This is a genomic window from Pseudotabrizicola algicola, assembly GCF_010915705.1.
Taxonomy (GTDB): domain Bacteria; phylum Pseudomonadota; class Alphaproteobacteria; order Rhodobacterales; family Rhodobacteraceae; genus Pseudotabrizicola; species Pseudotabrizicola algicola.
Window position 1 is genome coordinate 171,722 of the sequence record NZ_JAAIKE010000004.1, and the last position, 24,114, is coordinate 195,835.

The window sequence follows — 24,114 nt, forward strand, 5'->3', positions numbered from 1 at the left end:
GCGCCCGCTTTGATGCGGGCAGAGAAAGCGGTGTTTGACAGGCAATCACGATTGGCAGTAACGCTGTGCGCCTGATTTCAGTTAAACTGTGACATATATTTTCTTGGCTTGTCGAGGGGCACCGGGTGATCGCCAACGTTGACATCAGAGTCGTCGTCACCATTGCCGCGATCATGGTTGTCGTTGCCTTGGCGCTTGTCTTGCTCGAACGGCGCAGCCGCCTGATCGATGCAGACCTGCGGGCCGCGAATGACTGGCTGTGCGCGGCCAATCTGGGATTGCTGGTTTCCTGCGTCACGCTGCTGTTTCACTGGTCACTGCCCTTCAAACTCAGCGCAAGCGTGATCGTGGTCGCAACGCTCTCGGGGATCGTGTTCGGCTTCATCGCGATGCACACCGCGCTCAAGGCGCGCCCGCCCTATCGCCTCCTCGCCGCGATCGGCGCCTTCATCCTTGGCGGGCAACTCTGGCTGACGCTCACCGGATCGGGCGCCGCGATCCTGTTTGTCAGCACGGGCATCGCCAATGGCCTGATGACGCTCAGCATGGGGCTGGTCATCCTGCACCTGTCGCGCAGCTATGACCGCGAATTGCGGCTGCTCATCAGCTTTCCGTTCTTCGTGCTGTCGATCGGCTATTTCGTCCGGCTGGTGCTGCTGGCTTTTGATGCCTCGATCCCGGTCATCCTGACGGCGACCGCGCTGATCGCCTTTGCGCTGGCCTTCTCCGCGCTGCAATGGTGCTTTGGCCTGATCGCCCTGCGCGCGGCGTGGCTGAACCGATCGCTGACCGCCGAGCGGCAGCGCGCACAGGACCTTGCCGAAGCCCGCGCGAGGTTTCTGGCGCATATGAGCCACGAGATCCGCACGCCGCTCAATTCGGTGATCGGGCTGGCCGATGTGCTGCACGGCATGGTCAAACAGCCCGAAGCGCGTGATCTTGTGGGGCACATCCAGACCTCGGGCGATCTGCTGATGCATATCGTCAATGATATCCTCGACGTCTCCAAGCTTCAGGCCAACGCGGTCACGCTCGAGGAGCGGCCCTTTGAAATCGACACGCTGCTGCGGCAGATCAAGATCAGCCAGGAACTGCGCTGCCGCGACAAGGGACTCGCACTGGAGCTTGCGATCGGGGCCGAGGCCAGCGGCTTCTGGCTGGGCGATGCCCACCGCGTGAACCAGATCCTGCAGAACATCGTCGGCAATGCGGTGAAGTTCACCGAAAGCGGCGGCGTGCGGGTGTCGGTCAGCGGGGCCGAGCAGCTGGTGCTGGTGGTCGAGGACAGCGGCATCGGCATGACGGCAGAGCAGATCGCCACGATGTTTGACGAATTCAGCCAAGCCGACGAAGGCATCACCCGCCGCTTTGGCGGCACCGGCCTTGGCATGACGATCGTGCACAAACTGGTCAAGGTGATGGGCGGCCGGATCGAGGTGCAAAGCCAAATCGGCCAAGGCAGCCGCTTCGAGGTGACGCTGCCGCTGCGGCGGGCCGATTTCGTGCAGCACCTGCACATCCACGCCCCCCCCGCCCCCAGCGCCGATTTCGCGGCGCTGAACGTGCTGTGCGCCGATGACAGCAAGAGCAACCTTCTGATGCTCTGCGCCATGCTGCGCCAGATGGGGGTGGAACCGCTGACCGCCGAAGATGGCCACGCCGCCATCGCCATGGCCGAGCAGCAGGGCTTCGATCTTTACCTGCTCGACATTTCCATGCCGGGGCTGTCGGGCATCGAAACCCTGCAACGCCTCCGCCAGCTAGAAAAAGACCGGTTGCGCCCGCCTGCCTTTGCGGTGGCAGCCACCGCCAATGCCATGCCCGATGACCTGACGCTCTATCTTGCCTCGGGGTTTGACACCCATCTGTCAAAACCGATCCGGCTGGACGCGCTGCGCGCCATCCTGCGCGAAGGTCAGAAGGCCAGCGCCGGAACCGGGGCCGGTGCCGAGGCAGCGGTCATCCCCGAGGCGGCCGCAGGGCAGGAGCCGCCGTTGCCGCGCGGCAACGGCCCGCATTAGGCGCAGCGCCCCCTGCACGGCTGATCGCCGCGCCATGCCGCGCTGACCGGACAGCACGGGCGGAAAATTGCTCATGGCACGCCCGCACGCCGCCCAAACCCGCCCAAGGCCCGCAAGGGTCATGGCAAGTTCCCGTCACCCCTCCTATATGGGCGCGGCGAGCCGAGGCTCGCTTGCGCTGCACAGCAGCATTGCGCCGGACGCATGGCCGCAATGCCCCCCGTGCAACGCAAGCGTTCTGGTGCCGTGCCGGATAACCTGCGATTGATGCTTAGTTTTTTCTCGAATCGAAGACTGGGATACACCATGCCGTCTCACCAGCGGTCTCTGACAGCCATGCCACGTCGCACCTTTCTTTCGGTGCTGGGCGCAGCCACCCTTCTGCAGTGCAGCACAAGCCTTTCGGGCATGGCGCGGGCGCAAACCCCCGCGCCCGAAGATGCGGCTGCCAGCCCCTTTGATTTTGACCGTCTGACACAGGACATGCAGGCGCTGGCGCAGGCCCCGCACAGTCCGGCCCCGCAGGCCAGCGGGTTCTTTTCGGATTTCACCTATGACGACTACAAGGCGGTGCAGTTCAATCCCGAACAGGCCCGCTGGCGTGGCCCCGATGCCGGCTTCCACCTGCACACCTTCCATCTGGGCTGGCTGTTCGCCGAACCGGTGACGCTGTTCGAAGTGCAGGACGGCATGGCCCGCCCGATGACCTTCACCACCGACGATTTCCGCTATTTCGACCGGGTCAAGGACCGGGTGCCGGAACATGATCCGCTGCCGGGTGTCGCCGGTTTCCGCCTGAATGCGCCACTCAACAGCCTTGACCGCTTTGACGAGGTGATCGCCTTCCTCGGGGCAAGCTATTTCCGCGCCGTGGGGCGCGATACCGGCTATGGGCTGTCGGCGCGCGGCCTTGCCATCAACACCGGCCTTGGCAAGCCCGAGGAATTCCCCCGCTTTTCCCGCTTCTGGGTGGAACGGCCGGTTCCCTTCGCGCGCGAGGTCACAGTCTATGCGGCGCTGGAAAGCCAAAGCTGCACCGGCGCTTACCGCATGGTCATCCGCCCCGGACGCGACACGGTGGTGGATGTCACCGCGCGCCTGTTCTTCCGCACCGAGGTGGATCAGGTCGGCATCGCGCCGCTCACCTCGATGTTCCTGTTCTCGGAAAAGAACCGCGCCGATTTCGACGATTTCCGCCCCAATGTGCATGACAGTGACGGGCTCGCCATCCACCGCCGCGATGGCGACCGCATCTGGCGGCCGCTGAACAATCCGGTGCGCCTGACGGAATCGTGGTTTGTCGAGGAAAGCCCGGTGGCCTTTGGCCTGATGCAGCGCGACCGCGACTTCGAAAACTATCAGGATGCGGTGTCGCATTACGAACGCAGGCCCTCCCTGTTGATCGAGCCCTTGGGCGACTGGGGGCGCGGTGCGGTGCGTCTGGTCGAGATTCCGACCCCGCTCGAAGTGAATGACAACATCGTCGCCTTCTGGGTGCCAGAGGCAAAGCCCGTTCCGGGCACCATGATGGAGTTTGCCTACCGTCAGCACTGGGGCGCCCTGCCCGTCGATCCGCAGGCAGACATCGCCTACGTCAAGGAAACCCGCGCCGGTGCAGGCGGCGTGTCGGGCGTGCAGAACACCGACGGCACCCGCAAGTTCGTGGTCGATTTCGCGGGCGGCCTGCTGTCGCAACTGCCCGCCCAGGCCGAGGTGAACCCCGTGGTTTCGCTGAGTGGTGGAAAAATAAGCGTTCAGACCCTCTCGAAGATCGAAGGAGAGCAGGTCTGGCGGCTTGTGCTCGATGTGCTGCCCGAAACCGGGGCCACGGTGGAACTCACTGCGCATATCGCAGGTTTCGGTCGCAAACTCACCGAGAACTGGCTTTATCAATGGGTGACCGCATGACCTTCCAGACCCGCGCCCAGGCCGAGCGCATGGCACAGGCCGCAAGCCCCGCCGCGGCGGAGATGCCGCTCCCCGCACCGCCCCATGCTCCGCTGAAGATGCCGCGCCAGAGGCTTCAGGCCGAGCCGGGGCATTATCGCCGCGCGCTGGCCGCCCTGTTGTTCTCGCGCCTTCCCGCGGCGCTGCGCCCCAACATGCGGCGCACGGGCTGATCCATGACCCCCGTTCGCAGCGCGGAGCAGGGGCGCGCGCCTTCCCCCGCCGCCGCGCGGGCCTTTGCGCTTGTCGCCAGCCTGACGGCGGCCACCGCTGCGGGCATGGTGTTCATGACTTACGGCGCGACAGACGGTGTCTCCTCGCTTGATGTCTTGCGCAGCGCGCTGATCTTCCTGTCCACATGGTGGCTGGCTTGGGGCGCGGCAACCGCGCTGGTCGGGCTGATCGCCCGCCAGCCCCCCGCGCCGCGCCGCCACGCGGGGCCGGTCCGTGGCAAGACCGTGGTGATCGTGCCGGTCTACAACGAGGATCCGGTGGCCACCTTCACCCGCATCGCCGCGATGGACCAGTCCCTGCGCGCGCTGGATGATCCCGCCCGCATCGATTTCGCCATCCTCTCCGACACGCGCGATCCTGCGGTGGCCGAGGCGGAAACCCGCTGCTTTGCCCGCCTTCTGGCCGAGCAGAATGGCACGGGCCGCATGTTCTACCGCCGCCGCAGCCAGAACACGGGCCGCAAGGCAGGTAATATAGAGGCGTTCATCACCACCTCGGGCGCGGCTTGGGATTACGCGATCATCCTCGACGCCGACAGCCTGATGGAAGGCGCGACAATGGTCGAGATGATCCGGCGGATGGAGGCGGACCCCGCCCTTGCGTTGCTGCAAACCCTGCCCCGCGTGATCCGCGCGCGCTCGGTCTTCGGGCGGGCGATGCAATTTGCCGCCGCCTTCCACTCCCCCGCCTTCGCGCGCGGCCTTGCCACCATGCAGGGCAGCGCAGGCCCGTTCTGGGGCCATAACGCCATCGTGCGGGTGCGGGCTTGGGCGCAAAGCTGTGGCCTGCCCGAACTGTCCGGCCCGCCGCCCTTTGGCGGCCATATCCTCAGCCATGACTCGGTCGAGGCGGTGCTGCTGGCCCGTGCGGGCTGGACGGTGCGGCTTGATGATGACCTGACAGGATCATTCGAGGAAGGGCCGGAGAACATCCTTGACCATGCCAAGCGCGACCGGCGCTGGTGTCAGGGGAACCTGCAACACACCAAGGTGCTTGCCGCCCCCGGCCTGCTGCTCTGGAGCCGCTTTGCCCTGTTTCAGGGCATCTTCGCCTATCTTGCGCCGCTGCTCTGGCTCGGCTTCATCGCGGCCTCCATCGCCGCGATTCCGGCCACGGGGCAGCCCGATTACTTCCCGCTGGAAAACTGGCCCTTCCCCGTGTTTCCCAATGACGAAACGCCCAAGGCCATCGGGCTTGCGGTTGGCATCTTCGGGCTTCTGGTGATGCCCAAGCTGCTGGTCGGGCTGGATGCCGTGATGACAGGGCGCGCACGCGACTTCGGCGGGCCGCGCAAAAGCCTGCGCGCGGTGCTGTCGGAACTCGCGCTCTCGTCGGTCTTTGCCCCCGTGCTGCTGGCCTTCCAGACCCGCTCGGTGCTGCAGGTGCTGTCGGGGCGCGACGGCGGCTGGCCTGTCAACAACCGCGGCGAAGGCGGGCTCACCCTTGGCGAAAGCTGGGCAGCGGGGCGCTGGATCAGCCTGCTGGGCGCCGCAGGCATTGCGGTGACCCACATGGTCGCACCCGGCCTGCTGCTATGGCTGCTGCCGGTGACGGGGCCGATGCTGCTTGCGCCGCTCCTGATCTGCTGGACCTCGCGCCCTGCCCGCTCCGGCCAGTTTCTGGTGCCCGCCGACCGCGCCCTGCCGCCCGTGGTCGCCCTGCATGATGCAATCCTGTCCGACTGGAGCCGCCAGACCACGGAGCAACAGGTTGCCTGAGCTGCCGCACCAGCGCGATCAGCGCATCGACCTCTTTCGGGGCATCGCGCTGGTTATGATCTTCATCAACCACATTCCCGGCACGATCTGGGAAAGCCTCACCTCGCGCAATTTCGGCTTTTCCGATGCAGCCGAAGGCTTTGTGCTGATGTCGGGCATCGCGGCGGGGCTGGCCTATGGCCCGGCCTTTCAGGCACGCCAGCCGATCTGGCCCGCCGCGCTGCGGCCGTGGCGGCGGGCGCTGACGATCTGGGCGGTGCATCTTCTGGTGGTCGCGCTGGTCTTTGCGCTCTTTGCCCTGCTGGCCGATCACCCCGCGATTGCCGAGATGGCAAAGCGGCGCAACATCCTGCGCGCGCTGGAGGAGCCGGCCAGCTACCTCTTGCCCCTCGTGCTCCTCTCGCACCAATTCGCCTATGCCGACATCCTGCCGATGTATGTGGCGCTGATGCTGGTGGCCCCGCTGATCCTGTGGTGCGCCGTGCGCGCGCCCCGCACCACGATGGCGGCCTCGGTGGCGCTGTGGTTCGTGGTGGGGCTGTTGCGCATCCGCGTGCCGACATGGCCGCAAGACAACGGCTGGTTCTTCAATCCGCTGGCATGGCAGGTGCTGTTCGTCGCGGGCATCGTCACGGGGCTTGCCATGCGGCGGCATCGCAGGGCCTTGCCGCTGCGGCCTTGGGCGGTCTGGCTGTCCGCCCTTGCGGTGATCGGGGCCGCACTCTGGGTTCAAGTGCCGCTGATTGCCGATTATGGCCGTCACGGCCTGTGGCTGCTGAACCAGAAGGCAGGCTTCCCCGGCGTGGTCACCGCCTTTGACAAAAGCTTCGTGTTCCTGCCGCGCCTTCTGCACATTCTGGCGCTGGCCTATCTGATCAGTGCCCTGCCCGCGTTGCGCGGGCTGGCCGCGCATCCGCGCCTTGCCCCGCTCACGCTGCTTGGCCGCCACTCGCTGCCCGTCTTTGCCGCAGGCACCGTGCTGGCCTATGGCGCGCAGGTGACAAAGGCGCTGGCCCCGCCGTCAACCCTGCTCGATACCGCGCTGATCGGCGCGGGGCTATGCCTGTTGCTCGCCGTCGCGCATCTGCGCGAGCGCCAGAAAACCGCCAAACGCGCCGGCGCGGTCCCCGCAGCCTGACACGACGCCCGGCTGCGGCCGCTCAGCTGTCCATCTTCAGCGCCGAGATGAAGGCTTCCTGCGGAATCTCGACCTTGCCGAACTGGCGCATCTTCTTCTTGCCCGCCTTCTGCTTGTCGAGCAGCTTACGTTTGCGCGTGGCGTCGCCGCCATAGCACTTGGCGGTCACGTCCTTGCGCATCGCGCTCAGCGTTTCGCGCGCGATCACCCGCGCGCCGATGGCGGCCTGAATCGGGATCTTGAACATATGGCGCGGGATCAGCTCCTTGAGCTTTTCCACCATCGCCCGCCCGCGCGATTCGGCCCGGTCGCGGTGCACCATCATCGACAGCGCATCGACAGGTTCCTCGTTCACCAGAATCGACATCTTGACCAGATGATCCTCGCGGTATTCGCTGATCACATAGTCAAAGCTGGCATAGCCCTTGGTCACCGATTTCAGCCGGTCGTAGAAATCGAACACCACCTCGGCCAGCGGCAGGTCATAGACCACCATCGCGCGGGCCCCTGCATAGGACAGGTCCAGCTGGATGCCGCGCCGGTCCTGACACAGCTTGAGGATATCACCCAGATAATCGTCCGGCACCATGATCGTCGCCTTGATGCGCGGCTCTTCGATATGGTCCACATAGGTCAGGTCGGGCATGTCGGCGGGGTTGTGCAGATCACGCACCTCGCCATCCTTCATGTGCAGCTTGAACACCACGCTCGGCGCGGTGGTGATCAGGTCAAGGTCATATTCCCTCTCCAGCCGGTCACGGATCACTTCGAGGTGCAACAGCCCGAGGAACCCGCAGCGGAAGCCAAAGCCAAGCGCCGCCGAGGTTTCCATTTCCGAGCTGAACGAGGCATCGTTCAGTTGCAGCTTTTCGATGGCATCGCGCAGGTCCTCGAAGTCGTTGGCATCCACCGGGAACAACCCGCAGAACACCACCGGCTGTGCAGGCTTGAACCCCGGCAGCGGCGTCTCGCAGCCCTTCTTCTCGGATGTGATGGTATCGCCCACCCGCGTGTCGCGCACCTGCTTGATCGAGCCGGTCCAGATGCCGATCTCTCCCGGCCCCAACTCCTCGATATCCACCATCTGCGGCTTCAGCACCGCCAGCTTGTCGACACCATAGACCGCATTGGTCTGCATCATGCGAATCCGGTCACCCTTGCGGATCACCCCGTCAATCACGCGGATCATGACGACGACGCCAAGATAGCTGTCATACCAGCTGTCCACCAGCATCGCCTTCAAGGGCGCGTTGCGGTCCCCCTTGGGGGCCGGAAGCCGCGTGACGATCGCTTCCAGCACATCCGGAATCCCGAGGCCCGACTTGGCCGAGATGTTGATGGCATCCGACGCATCCAGCCCGATCACATCCTCGATCTGCGCCTTCACCCGCTCGGGTTCGGCGGCGGGCAGGTCGATCTTGTTCAGGACCGGCACGATCTCGTGCCCCGCATCCAGCGCCTGATAGACGTTGGCCAGCGTCTGCGCCTCGACGCCCTGCGACGCATCCACCACCAGCAAAGACCCCTCCACCGCCTTCATCGAGCGGCTGACCTCATAGGCAAAGTCGACGTGTCCGGGGGTGTCGATCAGGTTCAGGATATAGGTCTTGCCATCCTTGGCCGGATATTCGATCCGCACCGTGTTGGCCTTGATCGTGATCCCGCGCTCGCGCTCGATATCCATGCTGTCCAGCATCTGCGCCTTCATATCGCGCGCAGCCACCGTCCCGGTCAACTGAATGAGCCGGTCGGCGAGGGTGGATTTGCCGTGGTCGATATGGGCCACGATGGAGAAATTGCGGATGAGATCAAGCTGGGTCATGCGCGGCATATAGCTTGGAAATATGGGGGCGGGAAGAGGGTTGCAGCGCCATGCCGGGGCCAAGACAGCGACCGCCTGCCGCAACCCGTCGCCACGGGCCGATTCTCGCTCCCCTCGCCCGCCCCTCTGCCCCGCCGCAGGCTGCTCCGGTGATGCCGAAGCCGCGTCACCCCGCGCATCTTGTAGATGGCACCGACGCTACCGCAACACATGGACACTTTTGGGCAATCCACCGCCGAGCCGCGCTGCGGCATTGAAAAACAGCGCACGAATCGTCATGATGCTGGCAGAAAACGACCAGCGACGGAGGGAAACCCCGTCTCCGGCAATGAGGCAGAAAATGATGATGAAACCTGTTGTTCTGGCAGCCTGCGCCGCCATGATGCTTTCCCTGTCATCCGGTGTTGTACTGGCCGGCCCGATTGAACGCGCCTGTCTGAACTCCGACCGCAAGGCAGCAACCCGCCCCGTCTGCGCCTGCGTGCAGCAAGTGGCCGACATGACCCTGCGCGGCGGCGACCAGCGCAAGGCAGCGTCCTTCTTCAAGAACCCCGACCGCGCCCAGAAGGTGCGGATGTCGAAATCCGACAACGACAACGAATTCTGGCGTCGCTACAAGGCCTTCGGCGAGCAGGCCGAAGCCTATTGCGCCACGAGTTGACAGCCGCCCCGACCGGCGGCCCTCGCGCCAAACTCGGCTTCAAAGCCCCTCGCGCCAGCCTCATCGCGCGCGGGGCGGCACTCAGGCAGGGCGCCGAAAAGACCACCCCTGCCGCAACACTCGGCGCAAAAGCAAAAAACCCGCCACGCATCCAGCGCGGCGGGTTTTTTTAGCCGATAACCGAAGCTCAGGCGGCAGCCTGTGCCTTGGCAATCTCTTTCTTGATCTTCAGCGCGGTGCTGGACAGTTCCTCGTCCTTGGCCTTGGCCAGAAACGCATCCAGCCCGCCACGGTGGTCCACCGTGCGCAGTGCCGCAGCAGAGATGCGCAGCTTGAACGACTGGCCCAGAACGTCCGAGATCAGGGTCACTTCGTTCAGGTTCGGCAAGAAACGGCGACGCGACTTGTTGTTCGCGTGGCTGATGGTGTTACCGGTCATCGGGCCCTTGCCCGAGAGTTCGCAGACACGCGACATCGTCGTAATCCTTCAAGTCAACGCCAGCAGGGCGTAAGGTGCATAAACAACAAGGCCCGCGCGCACGCGACCTCGAATTCGATGGCTGCGTTTACGCGCGATTGCCGCCCTCGTCAAGCGATTCACCCCGCCCGCCGCAAGATTGGGCCCACGCAGCACCGCCCCCGACTTTCCGGCCAGAGGTCCAGCCCCAAGGGGGTCAGCTACCTGTCCGGGAAAGCTGCAAACCGCGAAGGCCCCCCATTGCTGCTTTTCCAAATACTCCCCGCGCGGAGCGCATCGCCCGAGGCGGTTGGCCGCAGGCCAGAGCCGAGACAAAAGCAGCGCGCGCGCCAGCGCGCTCCTCCGCTTCACGTCCCGCGGGGTTTGGCGCGCAAGGTGGGGGCGGCCTGCGTCGGGTCCTCGGGCCAGGGATGGCGCGGATACTGGCCGCGCATGTCCTTGCGCACATCGGCATAGCTGTTGGCCCAGAACCCGGGCAGGTCCAGCGTCACCTGCACCGGGCGCTGGCCCGGTGACAGCAGGGTGATGCGCAAGGGCAGCCGCGCGGCCCCCACAGTCGGGTGGCGCGTCACCCCGAACATCTCCTGCAGCCGCACCTCGATCGACGGATGGTCGCCGTCGTAATCGATCGGCACGCGGCGCCCGAGGGGCGTCTCGAAACTGGCCGGCACCTGCGCGTCGGTCTGCGCCATGCGGTCCCAGCCGACCAGCGCCTTCAGCGGTTCGGCCAGATCAAGCGCCCGCAACTCCGCCTCGCTGCGCTTGCCCGCCAGATGCGGCAAGAGCCAGCCCTCGGCACTGCCGAGCAGCGCGGCATCGTCCAGATCGGGCCAGTCATCGCCCCTTGCCAGCCGCAGGCGGGCGCGCAAGCGGCGGGCAGCAGGCGTCCAGGGCAGGCCGATCTGGCGCAGCCCCTCCAGCGCCGCCCGCGCCAGCGCCTCGGGCGGGGCCTCTGGCCAGTGCCGCTCGGCCAGCACCAGCGCGCCAAAGCGTTCCTGCCGGCGCGCCACCACCTTGCCGTCGCGGCGCGACCAGTCGCAGACCTCGACCCAGCCGATCTCGTCGGCGTAAAGCGCCCGCACCTCGGCTTCCGAAATCGCCACCGCCTGCCGCACCTGCGCCTCGCGCGGATCGCCGTCCAGATCGGTCGCCACGATCAGCCGCGCGCCAGACAGGGCCTGCCCCGCCGCCATCGCCGCCCCCTTGCCGCCCGACAGCACCCAGCGCGGCGCGTCGCCCGCGCGCCGCAACCCGATGCGGTCGGGATAGGCCAGCGCCGCCATCTGCGCCGCCGACAGGTCGGGGCGCTGCGGCCCCTGCACCATCCGCGCCAGACGCCGCGCCTCGGCGCGGATGCGTTCCAGCGTGGCGCGGTGCGCCTCGGGCGGCGGGCGGTCGATGGCCTTGAGCCGCGCCAGAAGGTCCACCCCCGCCCCGCGCAGCGGATCACGTTCCGCCAGCAGCGCCGCCAGCGGTGCCGCAGCAGGCCCCGCGACAACCAGCATATGCGCCAGCCTCGGGTGCAGCGGCAGCGCCGCCAGCGCACGGCCATGCGCCGTGATGCCGCCCTTGGCGTCCAGCGCGCCCAGACCCTGCAACAGCGCCTGCGCCTCGGCCAGCACCCCCGGATGCGGCGGGGTCAGGAACGGCAGGTCCGCCGCCCCCCAGAGCGCCAGTTCCAGCGCGAGCGGCGCCAGATCGGCCGCCTCGATCTCGGCGGGGGGAAAGGCGGCCATGCCGCCCTCTTCCCCCTTCGTCCACAGCCGGTAGCACACCCCCGGCGCCACCCGCCCCGCGCGGCCCCGCCGCTGCTCTGCCTCTGCCTTCGTCACCCGTTCGGTCACCAGCCGCGACATGCCGGACCCCGCATCGAACCGCGCCCGCCGCGCGCGGCCCCCGTCCACCACCACCCGCACCCCCGGAATGGTCAGCGAAGTTTCGGCGATCGAGGTCGCCAGCACCAGCTTGCGCCCCGGCGCAGGGGCCAGCGCGGCCTGCTGCGCGGCAAACTCCATCGCGCCGAACAGCGGGCGGATGGTCAGGCCGGACAGGCCCTGCAACTGCGCCTCCACGCGGCGGATTTCGCCCTCGCCGGGCAGGAAGGCCAGCACATCGCCTTCGGCCACCTCCTCCACCGCCTGCCGGATCAGCGCCGCCACCGCCGCCTCATGGCGCAGCGAGGCATCGGGCGGGCGCGGCAGCCAGCGGGTCTCCACCGGATAGGCGCGGCCTTCGGATGTGATCAGGGGCGCATCGCCCATCAGCGCCGCCACCGGTGCCGCGTCCAGCGTGGCCGACATCACCAGCACCTGCAGATCAGGCCGCAGCGCGCCGCGAATCTCGAGGACAAGCGCCAGCCCCAGATCGGCCTGCAAGGATCGCTCGTGAAACTCGTCAAAGATGACAAGGCCCACCCCCGGCAGTTCGGCATCGGACTGGATCATGCGGGTCAGGATGCCCTCGGTCACCACCTCGATGCGGGTGGCGGCACCGGTTTTCGCCTCGCCGCGAATACGGTAGCCCACCGTCTGCCCCAAGCCCTCCCCGAGCGTATCGGCCATGCGGGCGGCGGCGGCGCGGGCGGCAAGCCGGCGCGGCTCCAGCATCAGGATGCGGCCCGTGACCTGCGCCAGCAGCGCCAGCGGCACCCGCGTGGTCTTGCCCGCTCCGGGCGGGGCCTGCAACACCGCCATTCCCTGCGCCGCCATCGCGGCCTGCAGGTCGGGGATCACCGCATCGATCGGCAGCGGGTCAGCAGGGGTCACGGGGTTTACCATGCGCCGGGGTTAGGGCGAGTGGCGGCGCAGATCAAGGCCCCCGCGTGGCGCCTGTTCAAGGCCGCGGCCCGCCCCGGGTGCCAAAACCGCCGCACGCACCCTGCCGTGTCAGTCGTCCCGCACCATGCGGGCCGGGCCAAACAGGCTGTCCATCGACACCTCGGCCACCTGCAAGGTGCCATCCGCTGCCGGACGGTAGACCACCTCGAAGGGAAACTCGCTGCGCTTGGCCAGTTCCTTGGCCGGATAGCCGTCGACCCGCCGATAGACGCCCTGACAGACCAGCCCCTCACCCTCTGCCTGCGGGGAGCCCACGATCACGCGGCTGATGCGATGGCCGTCGAACATCTTGAAATCCAGTTGGCACGCGCTGTCGCGGTCGGTGTCGCGCAAGACGGTGTAGAGCCCCGTCAGCGGGTCGATCGCGCCCTTGTGCTGGCTCGGGTCCACCACGGGCGCGGCTCCGGGCCGGGCATCGGCCTTGATCACCGTCGCCACCCCGTCGGCAAAGGCAAGTTCCGCGCCGCGCCCCTGCCGCGCGCCCTCTGCCTTGGCGGCATAATGCTGCGGCATCAGACGACCGCCGCGCTCGCTGCCCTTGGCACGGGTGGTCAGGCTGAAGGAACGCAGCAGCCCCGCCAGCCCCGCCGAGGCTGTGTTGGCGCTCAGCGCATAGCTGCCCCCGCCGCGCTGTGCGGCCAGCACCAGCTTGCCCGCCGTCAGACCGCTCACCGATATGGTATAGCGCAGCTCCGACGCTTCCTGCGCCTGGACGGGCGCGGCCAGGCACTGCGCCATCAGGCCAAGGCCAAGGGCAAAAGATCGGACAAGCATCACAGGCTCCTTGCGGCAGGGGTCGTCGGGTCAGGTCAGGGCGCGGGGCGTGGCACCGGGGCACACACTCTGGCCTAGGCGCCCAGTATAGGGCATGAAGGGCAGAGGAAACGACCTGATCTGTCCAGAGCGGCGGGAATGTGCCGCTTGTGCTATCAGATCAAGCAGATGTGACGGATGGATGCCGCGATGGAGATGACCGATCTGGCAAATGCCGTGATCGCGGGCGACCGCAGGGCCTTGGCACGCGCCATCACGCGGGTGGAAAGCGCCCGCGCCGATCACCGCGCCGAGGCGGTGGACCTCGTGGCACAGGCCCGCGCCGCAGGGCGGCAGGCGCTGCGCATCGGGCTGTCCGGCACGCCGGGGGTGGGCAAATCCACCTTCATCGAGGCATTCGGCATGATGCTGGTGGCGCAGGGCCTGCGCGTGGCTGTGCTGGCGGTGGACCCTTCCTCGGCCCGCTCGGGCGGCTCCATCCTCGGCGACAAGACGCGGATGGAACGGCTCAGCCGCGACCCTGCCGCCTTCATCCGCCCCTCGCCCTCGCAGGCGCAGATGGGCGGCGTCGCCCGCCGCACCCGCGAAGCGGTGGCCCTGTGCGAGGCGGCGGGCTTTGACGTGGTGCTGGTGGAAACCGTGGGCGTCGGCCAGTCTGAAACCGTGGTAGCGGAAATCTGCGACCTGTTCATCCTGCTGCTGGCCCCGGCGGGGGGCGATGAACTGCAAGGCGTCAAGCGCGGCATCATGGAAATGGCCGACCTGATCCTCGTGAACAAGGCCGATGGCGATCTCAAACCCGCGGCCCAGCGCACCCGCGCGGATTACGCGGGGGCGCTGCACCTGTTGCGCCGCCGCCCGCAAGACCCCGAAGGCTTTCCCAAGGCGCTTTGCGTCTCGGCCATCGAAGACAGCGGCCTGACCGAAGCCTGGGCCGACATGCAAAGGCTGGCCGGCTGGCGCAAGGCAAACGGCCACTGGCAAAGCCGCCGCGCCCATCAGGCCCGCCACTGGTTCGGCGAAGAGGTGCGGCAGGGCCTTTTGTCGGTGCTGGACCGTGAACCGGCCAAGGGCTCGATGGCCGCCTTGGGCGCGCGCGTCGAGGCGGGCGATCTGTCCCCCGAGGCGGCGGCAACGCAGATGCTGGCGCTGCTGGGCCGCGCCTAGCAGGCGCAAGGCACGGCAGAACTGCGGGGGCTGCCCGCGGGCAGCCGCCACGATTCCCCTGCAAGACCTGTCACTTTTATGACAAGAGATCACATCCCGATGAAATTCACCGCAGTCAGCCATGCACAAATCGCATAGCGGCTTTGGGTTTTCAGTGGATTGTCGCGGTGCAGCATCCACCCCATGTTAGCGTCAACGGAAAAGGCGGATGGGCCGCCCGATCCGGTCCGAAGATGATGAAGAGGAAAAGATCATGGCTTACACGAACACGCAAACGGTTGCTGGCATTCAGGTCGGCGGATGGATGGGCGATGTTCTGGCCAAGTGGAATGTGGCCCGCGAGCGTCGCGCGGTCTATCTGCAAACCCTGAACGAATTGTCGGCCATGTCCGACCGCGATCTGGCCGACATCAACGTCGCCCGCGTGTCGATCGAAGACATCGCGCGCCAGGCCGCCTACGGCAAGTAATCGCCACCCCGGTGGCCCCATGAAACACGTCGCCCACGGGTGACACCAGCCTCCTGAAGGCGCTCTCCTCCTCCCTGCGCCAACAGGTTTCGCGGCGAACCGGTCCTCCCCCGGTTCGCCGCTTTCTTTTGTCCGCCGCCGCCCCGCCCCTGTGGCGATGTTAGCGCTGTCATAATCTGTGAAGCGCGGGGGGCTTTCCGTGGCCTCTGCCCCGGTTTACCCAAGGGCGCATTACAGGGAGAAAGCCGCCATGACCATGACCGAGGCAAACCGCGCCCGCTGGGCTGTCGCGATGATGTTCGCGGCGGCGGGTTTCGTCATGGGGGCCTGGGCCCCGCAGATCCCGCTGCTGCTGCCCCGCCACCAGATCAGCGAATTCACGCTGGGCCTTCTGATCCTCGTTCTCGGCCTCGGCGCGGTGGGGGCGATGGTCTTTACCGGACGGCTGATCGGGCGCTATGGCTCGGTCGCGGTCTTGCGCGCCTTTGCCCTCTCCGCCGCCGCCGCCTTGCCGATCGTGGTGTTCTCGCCCTCGCTCGTGGTGCTGACGCCTGCGATGGCGCTGTTGGGCGCGCTGATCGGCTGCATGGATGTGGCAATGAACGCCAATGCGGTCGAGGTCGAACGCCGCCTTGGCCGCGCCATCATGTCCTCCAGCCACGGGTTCTGGAGCCTTGGCGGCTTTGTCGGCGGATCGGCGGGCGCTTGGGTGATCTCGCTTTGGGGCGCGGAAACGCAGGCGGCGCTGGTGGCTGTGGTCACGGCCGCGCTGGTCATCGCCGTGATGCCCTTCCTGCGGGGCGAGGCGCCTGCCCCCGTCACCGCCACGGCATCCGGCGAAAAGACCGTCCTGCTGCCGCGCGCGGCAGGGCTCTGGCTGCTGGGGGCGCTGGCGCTGTTCTCGATGGTGCCCGAAGGCGCGGTGCTCGACTGGGCGGCGCTCTACCTGCAAAAGGACATGCAGTCCGACGTGTTCCGCTCGGGTCTCGGCTTTGCCTTCTTTGCCGGGGCGATGGCGCTGATGCGCTTTGCGGGCGATTCCGTGCGCAACCGCTTTGGCGCGGTGCTCACCCTGCGCGTCTCGGGTCTGGTCGCGGCGGCAGGGATGATGCTGGCCGCCCTCGCCCCCACCGACACGCTGGCGATTGCCGCCTTCTTCATCACCGGCCTCGGCGTCGCCAACATGGTGCCGATCCTGTTCTCCGCCGCCGGAAACTATCCCGGTGTCTCGTCAGGCAGCGCGATATCGGCGGTCACGATGGTGGGCTATGCGGGCATCCTCGTGGCCCCCGCCAGCATCGGCTTCGTGGCCGAGGCCATCGGTTTCCGCGTGACCTACGGCGTCCTGTCGCTCTTGCTGGTCGTGGTCGCCCTGCTCGCAGGCCGCACCTCCGGCGCGGACGAGGTGCAGGCCGCGCCCGAGGAAGACGCACACAGACCCGCTGCATGACGCCGCAAGCCGGCGCATCTGGCCCCGGGCGTGCAGGCAGCGCGCTTGTCCTTGCGCCTTTTCCCGAATCCGCCTGCCGGCCACCCAATGACCGGTGATCGGGGGCAGACCGGCACCGTCGGCCACCGCTCTACGGCTGGCACGCAAAGGTCAGAACGCGTCGTTTCGATCCTCGACCCGACATCGGCAGCAGCCTCCCATGTCGTGCTGGGACGAGCCGCCTATTTGCGTGAACTCGCGATTGCAGCGGGCTTGTCCGTTGCGATGCCCGCCGCGGTCCTCATCGGTGTGGCATTGTTCCACCTTGGCTATTCGCTCGTTGCCGCCGCCATCATCGCATCCGCCATCAACACGGTGACGGCCGTGCCGCTCATGGTCTATGCGACCTTGCGGCTCAACGCGGCCAGCCTCGCGCGCGAGCGCTGCGTGATCTCCCCCCGAACCCACCGGATTTATCAGCCACTTCGCGGCCCGCTGCGCTGGGGGGGCCACTACTTCGCAGGGTCCACACGCTCCCGTACGATCTCGGGCCTGCCGGGTTCCCTTGCAGCCGCAATGGTCTTTGCCGTTTTCGCGCTTGTGACCGAGGATAGCATGTTCCGCTATTTCCACATCCCGATCGGACTTGTCCTGCTGCTTCAGGCGGCGGTGGCGGCCAGCCTCCTCGGCACCGGACGCAAGCAAGATCAGCCGCCCATGTAATCGCCCTTGCCCAGCGGCACCCCGTTGTGGCGCAGGATGTTGTAGGCGGTGGTCAGGTGGAAATGGAACTGCGGCATCGAATAGAGGTTCAGGAAGTTCTCTCCCGTCATCGTCACCTCCTGCCCCCGCACCTTCAGCGTGACCTTGCGGCCCTCGGCCCCGTCATAGCGGGCCGCCTCGAACCCGGCCATGTAACCCCGCGCCGCCGCGATCCTCTCTTGCAACTCGGCAAAGCTGGTTTCGGTGTCGGGAAAGGCCTTCGGCTCCTCCCCCGCCAGCCGCGCCGCGGCGCGGGCGGCAAAATCGCAGGCCAGTTGCACCTGCCGCACAAAGGGGAACATGTCGGGAAACAGCCTGAAGGTCAGCATCGCCTCGGGCGCGATGCCCTTCTCGCTGCAATGCGCCTCGGCGCGTGTCAGGATGCGCGACAGATTGGCAAGGAAACGGTCGTAAACGGCGATGGAGCGGTGATGCATCGGGCCTGTCCTCTTGGCGTGCGGCGGATTTTCACTGCCACCAGTGATCTGCCCCCGGTGCCACAGCGTCAAGACCGGTTGATGGTGCGCCGGAATGGGTTATGTGACGCAGCATGACCCATGATCTTGCCAACCGCGACCGCCTCCCGCCCGACCTTGTCACCCTGCTGGCCGACTGGCCCCGCGAGAGGTGGTCCGACGTGCCGGGGTTCGAAGGCCTGTCCGCCTTCTGGCTCGACCGCCATCTGGGATTCCGGGACCTCATGTCGGGCCTGCGCCTCGATGCCGAACACATGGCCGGCGGGCGGATCGACCCGCAGCGCTGGCAGGGCCGCCTGCTGCGCGGGGGCGAGCAACTGGTGCAGGGCCTGATCGGGCATCACCAGATCGAAGACGCCAGCTATTTCCCCACGATGGTCCGGCTGGAGCCCCGCCTCGCGCGCGGCTTCGACCTGCTCGACGCCGATCACCACGCGCTCGACGCCCTGCTTGATGGCTTTGTCACCTCGGCCAACGCCGCCCTGCAGGCGACCGACCCGCAAGAGTCGGCGCTGGCCTTCCATGCCAGCCTCGCGCCCTTTGAAAAGCAGCTCGTCCGCCATCTCGAGGATGAGGAAGACCTCATCATCCCCGTCATCCTCAAGCACCAGATGGGCTGAGTCGCGCACAGGCGCGCGCGACAAGCGCCCGAAGGGAGCGCGGAGCGCTACTTGCCCAGACACCAGCGCATGATCGCCTTTTGCGCATGCAGACGGTTCTCCGCCTCGTCGAAGATCACCGAATGCGGGCCGTCCATCACCGCGCTGGTCGCCTCGTCGTTGCGATGCGCGGGCAGGCAATGCATGAACAGGCTGTCGGGCTTGGCACGCGCCATCAGCGCCTCGTTCACCTGATAGCCGCGCAACTGGTTGTGGCGACGCTCCTTGGCCGACTCTGGGTCATGCATGCTGACCCAGGTGTCGGTGACCACCAGATCGGCCCCGATCACCGCCGTATGCGGATCGCGCTCGATCTGCACATCCGACCCCTTGGCGCGTGCGAATTGCACGAACTTGTCCTCGGGATCGAGCGTTTCCGGTCCGGTGAAGGTGAAATCGAAGCCGAACTGCCCCGCCGCATGCAGGAAGGACGCACAGACATTGTTGCCGTCACCGGCCCAGACCACCTTCTTGCCCGCAATCGGGCCGCGATGCTCTTCATAGGTCATCACATCGGCCATGATCTGGCAGGGATGCGTGCGGTTGGTCAGCCCGTTGATGACCGGCACCGTGGCATGCTCGGCCATTTCCAGCAGCGTCGCCTCTTCGAAGGTGCGGATCATGATGAGGTCGACATAGCGCGAGAGCACCCGCGCGGTGTCGGCAATCGTCTCGCCATGACCAAGCTGCATCTCCTTGCCCGACAGCACCATCGTCTGCCCGCCCATCTGCCGCACGCCCACGTCAAAGGACACACGGGTGCGGGTCGAGGGCTTTTCGAAGATCAGCGCGACCATATGTCCGGCCAAGGGCTGGTCATCATCGGGCGCGCCGCGCGGACGCCCGCCCCGCGCCGATTTCATCGCATGGGCCGAGTCGATCATGGTTCTGAGTTCGGCCGCGTCGGTTTTGTGGATATCGAGAAAGTGGTTCATATCGGTTCGCTGTTCTGGCGGGAATCCCGGGGGCGCTGCCCCCGGACCCCCGGGATACTTGAAAGACAGAAAATGCAGATCAGAGGGCATTTTCCAGATCGGTGGCGGTGGCGTCGAGGCGGGCAAGCGCCTCGGCAATGTCAGCCTCGGGGATATTGAGGGCGGGCAGGAGGCGCAGCACGTTGTCGGCGGCGGCCACCGTCAGGATGTGGCGCGCATAGCCGGCCTTGACCACGTCGGCATTCGGCACCACGCATTTCAGGCCAAGGATCAGGCCCTGCCCGCGCACCGCCTCGAACACCTTGGGGTGGCTGGCGACAAGCCCCTCCAGCCCCTGCCGGAACTGCGCCGCCTTCTGGCTGACGCCGTCAAGGAAGGCAGGCTCCGAGACGATCTCGGTGACCTTGGCCCCGATGGCGCAGCCAAGCGGGTTGCCGCCATAGGTGGAGCCGTGGCTGCCCGCCGTCATGCCGGAGGCCGCCGCCTCGGTGGCCAGCACCGCGCCGAGGGGGAAGCCGCCGCCGATGCCCTTGGCGACCATCATGATGTCGGGCGTGACGCCCGCCCATTCATGCGCGAAAAGCTTGCCGCTGCGGCCCATCCCGCATTGCACCTCGTCAAAGATCAGCAGGGTGCCGGTGCTGTCGCACAGATCGCGCAGGCCCTTGAGGCATTGGTCGGGCACCACGCGGATGCCGCCCTCGCCCTGGATCGGCTCGATAATGACGGCACAGGTCCGGTCGGTGATCGCGGCGCGGATCGCGTCATGATCGGCCCATTTCACCTGCGTGAAGCCCGGCATCAGCGGGCCATAGCCCTTGACCATCTTTTCCGACCCCGCGGCCGCAATTGCGCCGGTGGAGCGGCCGTGGAAGGCGCCTTCCACCGCGATGATCTGCGTGCGCTCGGGCTGGCCCGCCTCGTAATGGTGCTTGCGCGCCATCTTGATCGCCAGTTCCGCCGCCTCGGTGCCGGAATTGGTGAAGAACACCGTATCGGCAAAGGTGCGCGCCACCAGCATCTCGGCCAGCCGTTCCTGCTCGGGGATCGTGTAGATGTTGGACACATGCCACAACTTCTGCGCCTGCGCCGTCAGGGTTTCCACCAGCGCCGGATGCGCATGGCCCAGCGCGTTCACCGCGATGCCTGCGCCCAGATCGAGGTATCGGCTGCCATCCTCTGCCGTCAGCCAGCTGCCCTCCCCTGAAACGAAGGCGAGCGGTGCACGGTTATAGGTGGGCAGAACGGCGGAAATCATGGCAGATGCCTTTCGGGGTGGGACGGAACCGGGGGCGCAAGCATCCCCGGATGAACAGGGGAAAGCCAAGCCGTAACGGGGGACCGTGGGGGGTGTCAATCTGGGGATGACCCGAAGGGGGAATACCCCCTGCGCCGGGCCGCGCGCAGACCTTCGCTCAGAAGCGTCGGGGACGTCGGATAAGGGCGTGCCGCTTGGTCATGCCCTGCTGTTAGGGCAAGTTCCGCCGCCTGTAAACGGAAATCTGCCACCCGCAGCCGCCGTGGGGCGCTTGATCTTCGCCCTGCCTGCTTGTATCCCGTGCCGTCGCGGTTACAATGCGCGGCACAAAGACCTATCGGCAGCGCAATAGCGGAGATCACCATGTCCTGGACGGATGAGCGGGTTGAAACGCTCAAGAAGATGTGGGCCGAAGGCCAGTCGGCCAGCCAGATCGCCAAGGAGCTGGGTGGTGTCACCCGCAACGCGGTGATCGGCAAGGTGCACCGGCTGGGCCTGTCGAACCGCGTCGGTGGCGGCAAGGACGAGGGTGAGGACGAGGCTCCGGCGGTTGCCGCCAAGGCCGAACCGGCGGCCCGCCCCGCGCCAGAGCCGCGCCCCGAGCCGATGGCCGCTGCAGCCCCGCGCCCCGCGCCGGAGCGTCCCGCCGCCGCAGCCCCTGCCGCGCCGTCGAACGTGACACCGCTGCCGATCCGCAAGGCGATCATCCCCGCGGGCCAGCCGCTGCCGCCGCAGCCTTCGGCCAACGAGATCAGCCCCGAGGCACTGGCCTCGGTGCGCGAGGTGGAAAAGCACGCCAAGCGCCTGACCCTGATGGAACTGACCGAGCGCACCTGCAAATGGCCGATCGGGGACCCTGCAACCGATGATTTCTGGTTCTGCGGCCTGCCCAGCCTGCCCGGCAAACCCTATTGCGAGGCCCATGTCGGCGTCGCCTTCCAGCCGATGAGCGCACGGCGCGACCGCCGCCGCTAGGCCCCGCGCCCCCCGAGGCCGCGCAGGAACGGGCGATGGCAAACGGCGCTCCGCCCCGTGGCCTGCGCCGGCGCCCGAAGCGGCACACTTCGCCCTCCGCAAACGCCCCGTGCGCCAGACCCTGCGCGCGCCGCCGCAGATGGGCCCGCGTCAGTTGCCGCCGCCCAGCAGCCGCTCCAGCAGGCGTCCGGCCTCGGCGTCCAGCGCCTCTTGCGCGCGGCGGCGGGCGGCATCCTCGAAGCTCTCGCCCTCCTGCTGCACGATGCCAAGCTCCGCCTCCGCCTTCCGTGCCAGCTCTGCCCGCGCCCGCGCCTCTGCCGCCGCCGCCTCGGCCCGCGCCCGCGCCTCCAGCTCCTTGGCCTGCGCCTCGTAGCGCTCGCGCGCCAGCGCCTCCAGATCCAGCCGAAACCGCGGGCTGGCCCAGGGCCCGGTAATCAGCAGCGGCACCAGCACCCCGCCGCTGCCATCCTCCGCCGCCAGCGCCACAGGCCGCAACCGGTAGTCCAGCGTCCGCGCCCCCAGATCGACCACACCGCTGCCCGTCGCCGTCACATAAGGCGCGCGCAGGGCCAGATCGGAGTTCGAGAGCCGCCCCTGCTCTATCGAGAACCCCGCCGAGACCGCGTCAAAGATCGTCCGCTGCCCCTCGCCGACATAGCCCGCATCCAGCCGCCGCAGCATCCCCGCCACATCCAGCCCGCGCAATTCCCCCGTGCCAAGGCTCAACTGCCCCGCGCCGGACAGGCTGCGCATGATCGCATCCACAGAGCCGCCGACACCCAGAAACTTCAGCGCCAGATCACCGCGCCCGATCAGCCGGTCATAGCCCGCCAGATCGACCAGCAGGGGCTGCATCGCCAGACCCGTCAGCTGCAAATCCCCTCCAACGGACAGGCCGGAGCGCCCGTTGACCACGAACTGCCCGCTGATCGCGCCCTCATAGGCGGCCACCTGCCGCAGATCAAACACCGCGCGGCTCCGCTCCAGCGTGACCAGCGCCTGCGTCGCACCAAAACGCGCCCGCCCCAGATCGAGGCTCTGCGCCCGCAGCGCGACCGAGGCATCGAGCAGCCCCAGCGCCGATACATCCAGCGGCGCGCGCGACCATCCCCCGCTCTGCGCCGCGCCCTCTGCCCCGCTTCCCGCGGCCCCGCCTCCGGCCGGCCCGCCCAGCGCCGCCGCCAGCGAAAGATCGCCCGCCGTTACCTGCGCCGTCAGCTTGGGCCGCGCCCCTGCCGTGGTCAGATCGGCCTCCAGCGTCAGGCGGTTGTCATCCAGCACCAGCGCCCCGCCCCGCACATGCAGCGATTGCGCCTCGGTCAGCGTCAGCCGCCCCGTCGCCTCCAGCCTGCGCGCGCCCAGACCGGGCGGCAGATCGGGTGCAGACACCGCCGCCAGCCGCGCCAGCGCCGCCAGATCGCCGATGCGTGCCGCCAGCTCTCCCTCGGCCGCCGAGGATTTCCAACCCGCGCGCCCCGCAAAACGCAATTCCGAAGCCCCCGCCGTCAGCGTCAGGTCAACGTCGCCCAGCCTCCCCGCAAGAAAGGGCGCAAACTCGGCCAGCGACAGACGCAGGGCAAAGGGCTGGCGGTTTATCACCGCCGTCATCTCGGCCTCGGCAGGCCCCAGAAAGGCCGGAATGCGCAAAGAGCCCTCGATCTCGCTCAGCTCCATCCGGCGCCCCGCCGCATGATCGACAAAGGTGACTCGCCCGCCCGTCACCTCCGCCAGATCAAGGGTAAAGGGCGCGCCCGTCGCCGCGTCCGGTGGTCCGCCCGTACTCGCGGCCCCCCCCGCGCCAGCGCCCCCGGCCTGCCCGCCGAACACCCAGTTCACCTGCCCGTCGCGCGCCCGCTCCAGCAGCAGATGCGGCTCCTGCGCCTGAAGGCCGGTGATCTTCACCTCTCCGCGCAGCAACGCCGCCATGTCCAGCCCGATGCTCAGACCCTCTGCGCGCAGCATCGCGCCCGCATCGCTCCATGCCGCGTTCGATATCGTCACCGCACCGGTCTGCACCCCGAGGACCGGATAGAGACTCGGCCGCACCGAGCCTTCGATGACCAGCCTGCGCCCTGTCATCTCGGTAAACCGCTCGCCCGCCAGCGCCGCAATGCGCTCGGCAGGGATCAAGAACAGCGCCGCCACGGCCAGAAACACAAACAGCCCCAGCGCCAGCACCGCGCGGATCATCCAACGCATCGCATCCCCCTCTGTCGCCGCCTCCGGCGCATCCGTGCCAAAGCCTACGCCGCCCCGCGCCCGCGCCGCAACGGATCACGACATCGCCGCCAGCCCCGCCGGCGCAGGATCGGCGGGCGCTCGCCGATCCTGCGCCCCGCATCCCCAACAGAGCA

At 67.5% G+C, this 24,114-nt stretch carries 20 protein-coding genes; 12 read left to right on the top strand and 8 right to left on the bottom strand.

Annotated features, from left to right (window positions below; translation table 11 throughout):
- Window positions 1–125 precede the first annotated feature (125 nt).
- From G3572_RS22125 to G3572_RS13900, 5 genes are all read left to right on the top strand, one after another.
- Complete coding sequence (locus G3572_RS22125) at window positions 126–2,021, top strand: ATP-binding protein (protein ID WP_164612897.1); 1,896 nt, start codon at window positions 126–128, stop codon at window positions 2,019–2,021.
- A 306-nt stretch (window positions 2,022–2,327) separates the two neighbouring features.
- Window positions 2,328–3,929: an OpgD/OpgG family glucan biosynthesis protein gene (locus G3572_RS13885; protein WP_164612898.1), complete on the top strand. Its 1,602-nt coding sequence runs from the start codon at window positions 2,328–2,330 to the stop codon at window positions 3,927–3,929.
- Window positions 3,926–4,141: a hypothetical protein gene (locus G3572_RS13890; protein WP_164612899.1), complete on the top strand. Its 216-nt coding sequence runs from the start codon at window positions 3,926–3,928 to the stop codon at window positions 4,139–4,141. The genes G3572_RS13885 and G3572_RS13890 overlap by 4 nt, the downstream gene beginning before the upstream one ends.
- A 3-nt stretch (window positions 4,142–4,144) precedes the next feature.
- Window positions 4,145–5,920 (top strand): glucans biosynthesis glucosyltransferase MdoH, encoded by a 1,776-nt coding sequence (mdoH, locus tag G3572_RS13895; protein ID WP_164612900.1) that lies wholly within the window; start codon window positions 4,145–4,147, stop codon window positions 5,918–5,920.
- On the top strand, window positions 5,913–7,058 hold the full coding sequence (locus tag G3572_RS13900) for an OpgC family protein (RefSeq protein ID WP_164612902.1): 1,146 nt from the start codon (window positions 5,913–5,915) through the stop codon (window positions 7,056–7,058). The genes mdoH and G3572_RS13900 overlap by 8 nt, the downstream gene beginning before the upstream one ends.
- A 22-nt stretch (window positions 7,059–7,080) precedes the next feature.
- Here G3572_RS13900 and lepA read toward each other — a convergent pair whose 3' ends face one another.
- Window positions 7,081–8,880 (bottom strand): translation elongation factor 4, encoded by a 1,800-nt coding sequence (lepA, locus tag G3572_RS13905; RefSeq protein WP_164612904.1) that lies wholly within the window; start codon window positions 8,878–8,880, stop codon window positions 7,081–7,083.
- A gap of 346 nt (window positions 8,881–9,226) precedes the next feature.
- On the opposite strand from lepA, the gene G3572_RS13910 reads away from it, so the two are divergent.
- Entirely contained in the window at window positions 9,227–9,541 is a 315-nt protein-coding gene (locus G3572_RS13910) for a hypothetical protein (protein WP_164613206.1), read from the top strand.
- Window positions 9,542–9,728: 187 nt separating this feature from the next.
- Here G3572_RS13910 and rpmB read toward each other — a convergent pair whose 3' ends face one another.
- The 3 genes from rpmB to G3572_RS13925 all read right to left on the bottom strand — a co-directional run bounded on the left by rpmB (window position 9,729) and on the right by G3572_RS13925 (window position 13,630).
- The gene (gene rpmB / locus G3572_RS13915) at window positions 9,729–10,016 is read right to left on the bottom strand and encodes a 50S ribosomal protein L28 (RefSeq protein WP_164612906.1); all 288 of its coding nucleotides are present in this window, start codon (window positions 10,014–10,016) and stop codon (window positions 9,729–9,731) included.
- A 350-nt stretch (window positions 10,017–10,366) separates the two neighbouring features.
- Window positions 10,367–12,784, bottom strand: a complete 2,418-nt coding sequence (hrpB, locus tag G3572_RS13920; RefSeq protein ID WP_435530983.1) for an ATP-dependent helicase HrpB — start codon at window positions 12,782–12,784, stop codon at window positions 10,367–10,369.
- A 120-nt stretch (window positions 12,785–12,904) separates the two neighbouring features.
- On the bottom strand, window positions 12,905–13,630 hold the full coding sequence (locus G3572_RS13925; RefSeq protein ID WP_164612911.1) for a DUF3108 domain-containing protein: 726 nt from the start codon (window positions 13,628–13,630) through the stop codon (window positions 12,905–12,907).
- Window positions 13,631–13,819: 189 nt separating this feature from the next.
- Here G3572_RS13925 and meaB point away from each other — a divergent pair, with 189 nt between their 5' ends.
- From meaB to G3572_RS13945, 4 genes are all read left to right on the top strand, one after another.
- Complete coding sequence (meaB, locus tag G3572_RS13930) at window positions 13,820–14,797, top strand: methylmalonyl Co-A mutase-associated GTPase MeaB (protein WP_164613208.1); 978 nt, start codon at window positions 13,820–13,822, stop codon at window positions 14,795–14,797.
- A 208-nt stretch (window positions 14,798–15,005) separates the two neighbouring features.
- On the top strand, window positions 15,006–15,266 hold the full coding sequence (locus G3572_RS13935) for a DUF1127 domain-containing protein (RefSeq protein ID WP_240335555.1): 261 nt from the start codon (window positions 15,006–15,008) through the stop codon (window positions 15,264–15,266).
- A 250-nt stretch (window positions 15,267–15,516) separates the two neighbouring features.
- Window positions 15,517–16,716: an MFS transporter gene (locus G3572_RS13940; RefSeq protein ID WP_205518727.1), complete on the top strand. Its 1,200-nt coding sequence runs from the start codon at window positions 15,517–15,519 to the stop codon at window positions 16,714–16,716.
- Window positions 16,717–16,803: 87 nt separating this feature from the next.
- Window positions 16,804–17,418 (top strand): hypothetical protein, encoded by a 615-nt coding sequence (locus tag G3572_RS13945; protein ID WP_164612913.1) that lies wholly within the window; start codon window positions 16,804–16,806, stop codon window positions 17,416–17,418.
- On the opposite strand, the gene G3572_RS13950 is transcribed toward G3572_RS13945, so the two are convergent.
- Window positions 17,403–17,894, bottom strand: a complete 492-nt coding sequence (locus tag G3572_RS13950; RefSeq protein ID WP_164612915.1) for a DUF1993 domain-containing protein — start codon at window positions 17,892–17,894, stop codon at window positions 17,403–17,405. The genes G3572_RS13945 and G3572_RS13950 overlap by 16 nt on opposite strands.
- A 113-nt stretch (window positions 17,895–18,007) precedes the next feature.
- Here G3572_RS13950 and G3572_RS13955 point away from each other — a divergent pair, with 113 nt between their 5' ends.
- Window positions 18,008–18,553 (top strand): hemerythrin domain-containing protein, encoded by a 546-nt coding sequence (locus G3572_RS13955; protein ID WP_164612917.1) that lies wholly within the window; start codon window positions 18,008–18,010, stop codon window positions 18,551–18,553.
- A gap of 47 nt (window positions 18,554–18,600) precedes the next feature.
- Here G3572_RS13955 and argF read toward each other — a convergent pair whose 3' ends face one another.
- Together argF and G3572_RS13965 are read right to left on the bottom strand one after the other, a co-directional pair.
- Entirely contained in the window at window positions 18,601–19,527 is a 927-nt protein-coding gene (argF, locus tag G3572_RS13960) for an ornithine carbamoyltransferase (protein WP_164612919.1), read from the bottom strand.
- Between the two features lie 79 nt (window positions 19,528–19,606).
- Window positions 19,607–20,785: an aspartate aminotransferase family protein gene (locus tag G3572_RS13965; protein WP_164612921.1), complete on the bottom strand. Its 1,179-nt coding sequence runs from the start codon at window positions 20,783–20,785 to the stop codon at window positions 19,607–19,609.
- 363 nt (window positions 20,786–21,148) lie between these two features.
- On the opposite strand from G3572_RS13965, the gene G3572_RS13970 reads away from it, so the two are divergent.
- On the top strand, window positions 21,149–21,760 hold the full coding sequence (locus G3572_RS13970) for a GcrA family cell cycle regulator (RefSeq protein ID WP_164612923.1): 612 nt from the start codon (window positions 21,149–21,151) through the stop codon (window positions 21,758–21,760).
- Window positions 21,761–21,910: 150 nt separating this feature from the next.
- On the opposite strand, the gene G3572_RS13975 is transcribed toward G3572_RS13970, so the two are convergent.
- A complete protein-coding gene (locus G3572_RS13975) occupies window positions 21,911–23,959 on the bottom strand; it encodes an AsmA family protein (protein WP_164612925.1) in 2,049 nt (682 codons plus the stop codon).
- Between the last annotated feature and the right edge of the window lie 155 nt (window positions 23,960–24,114).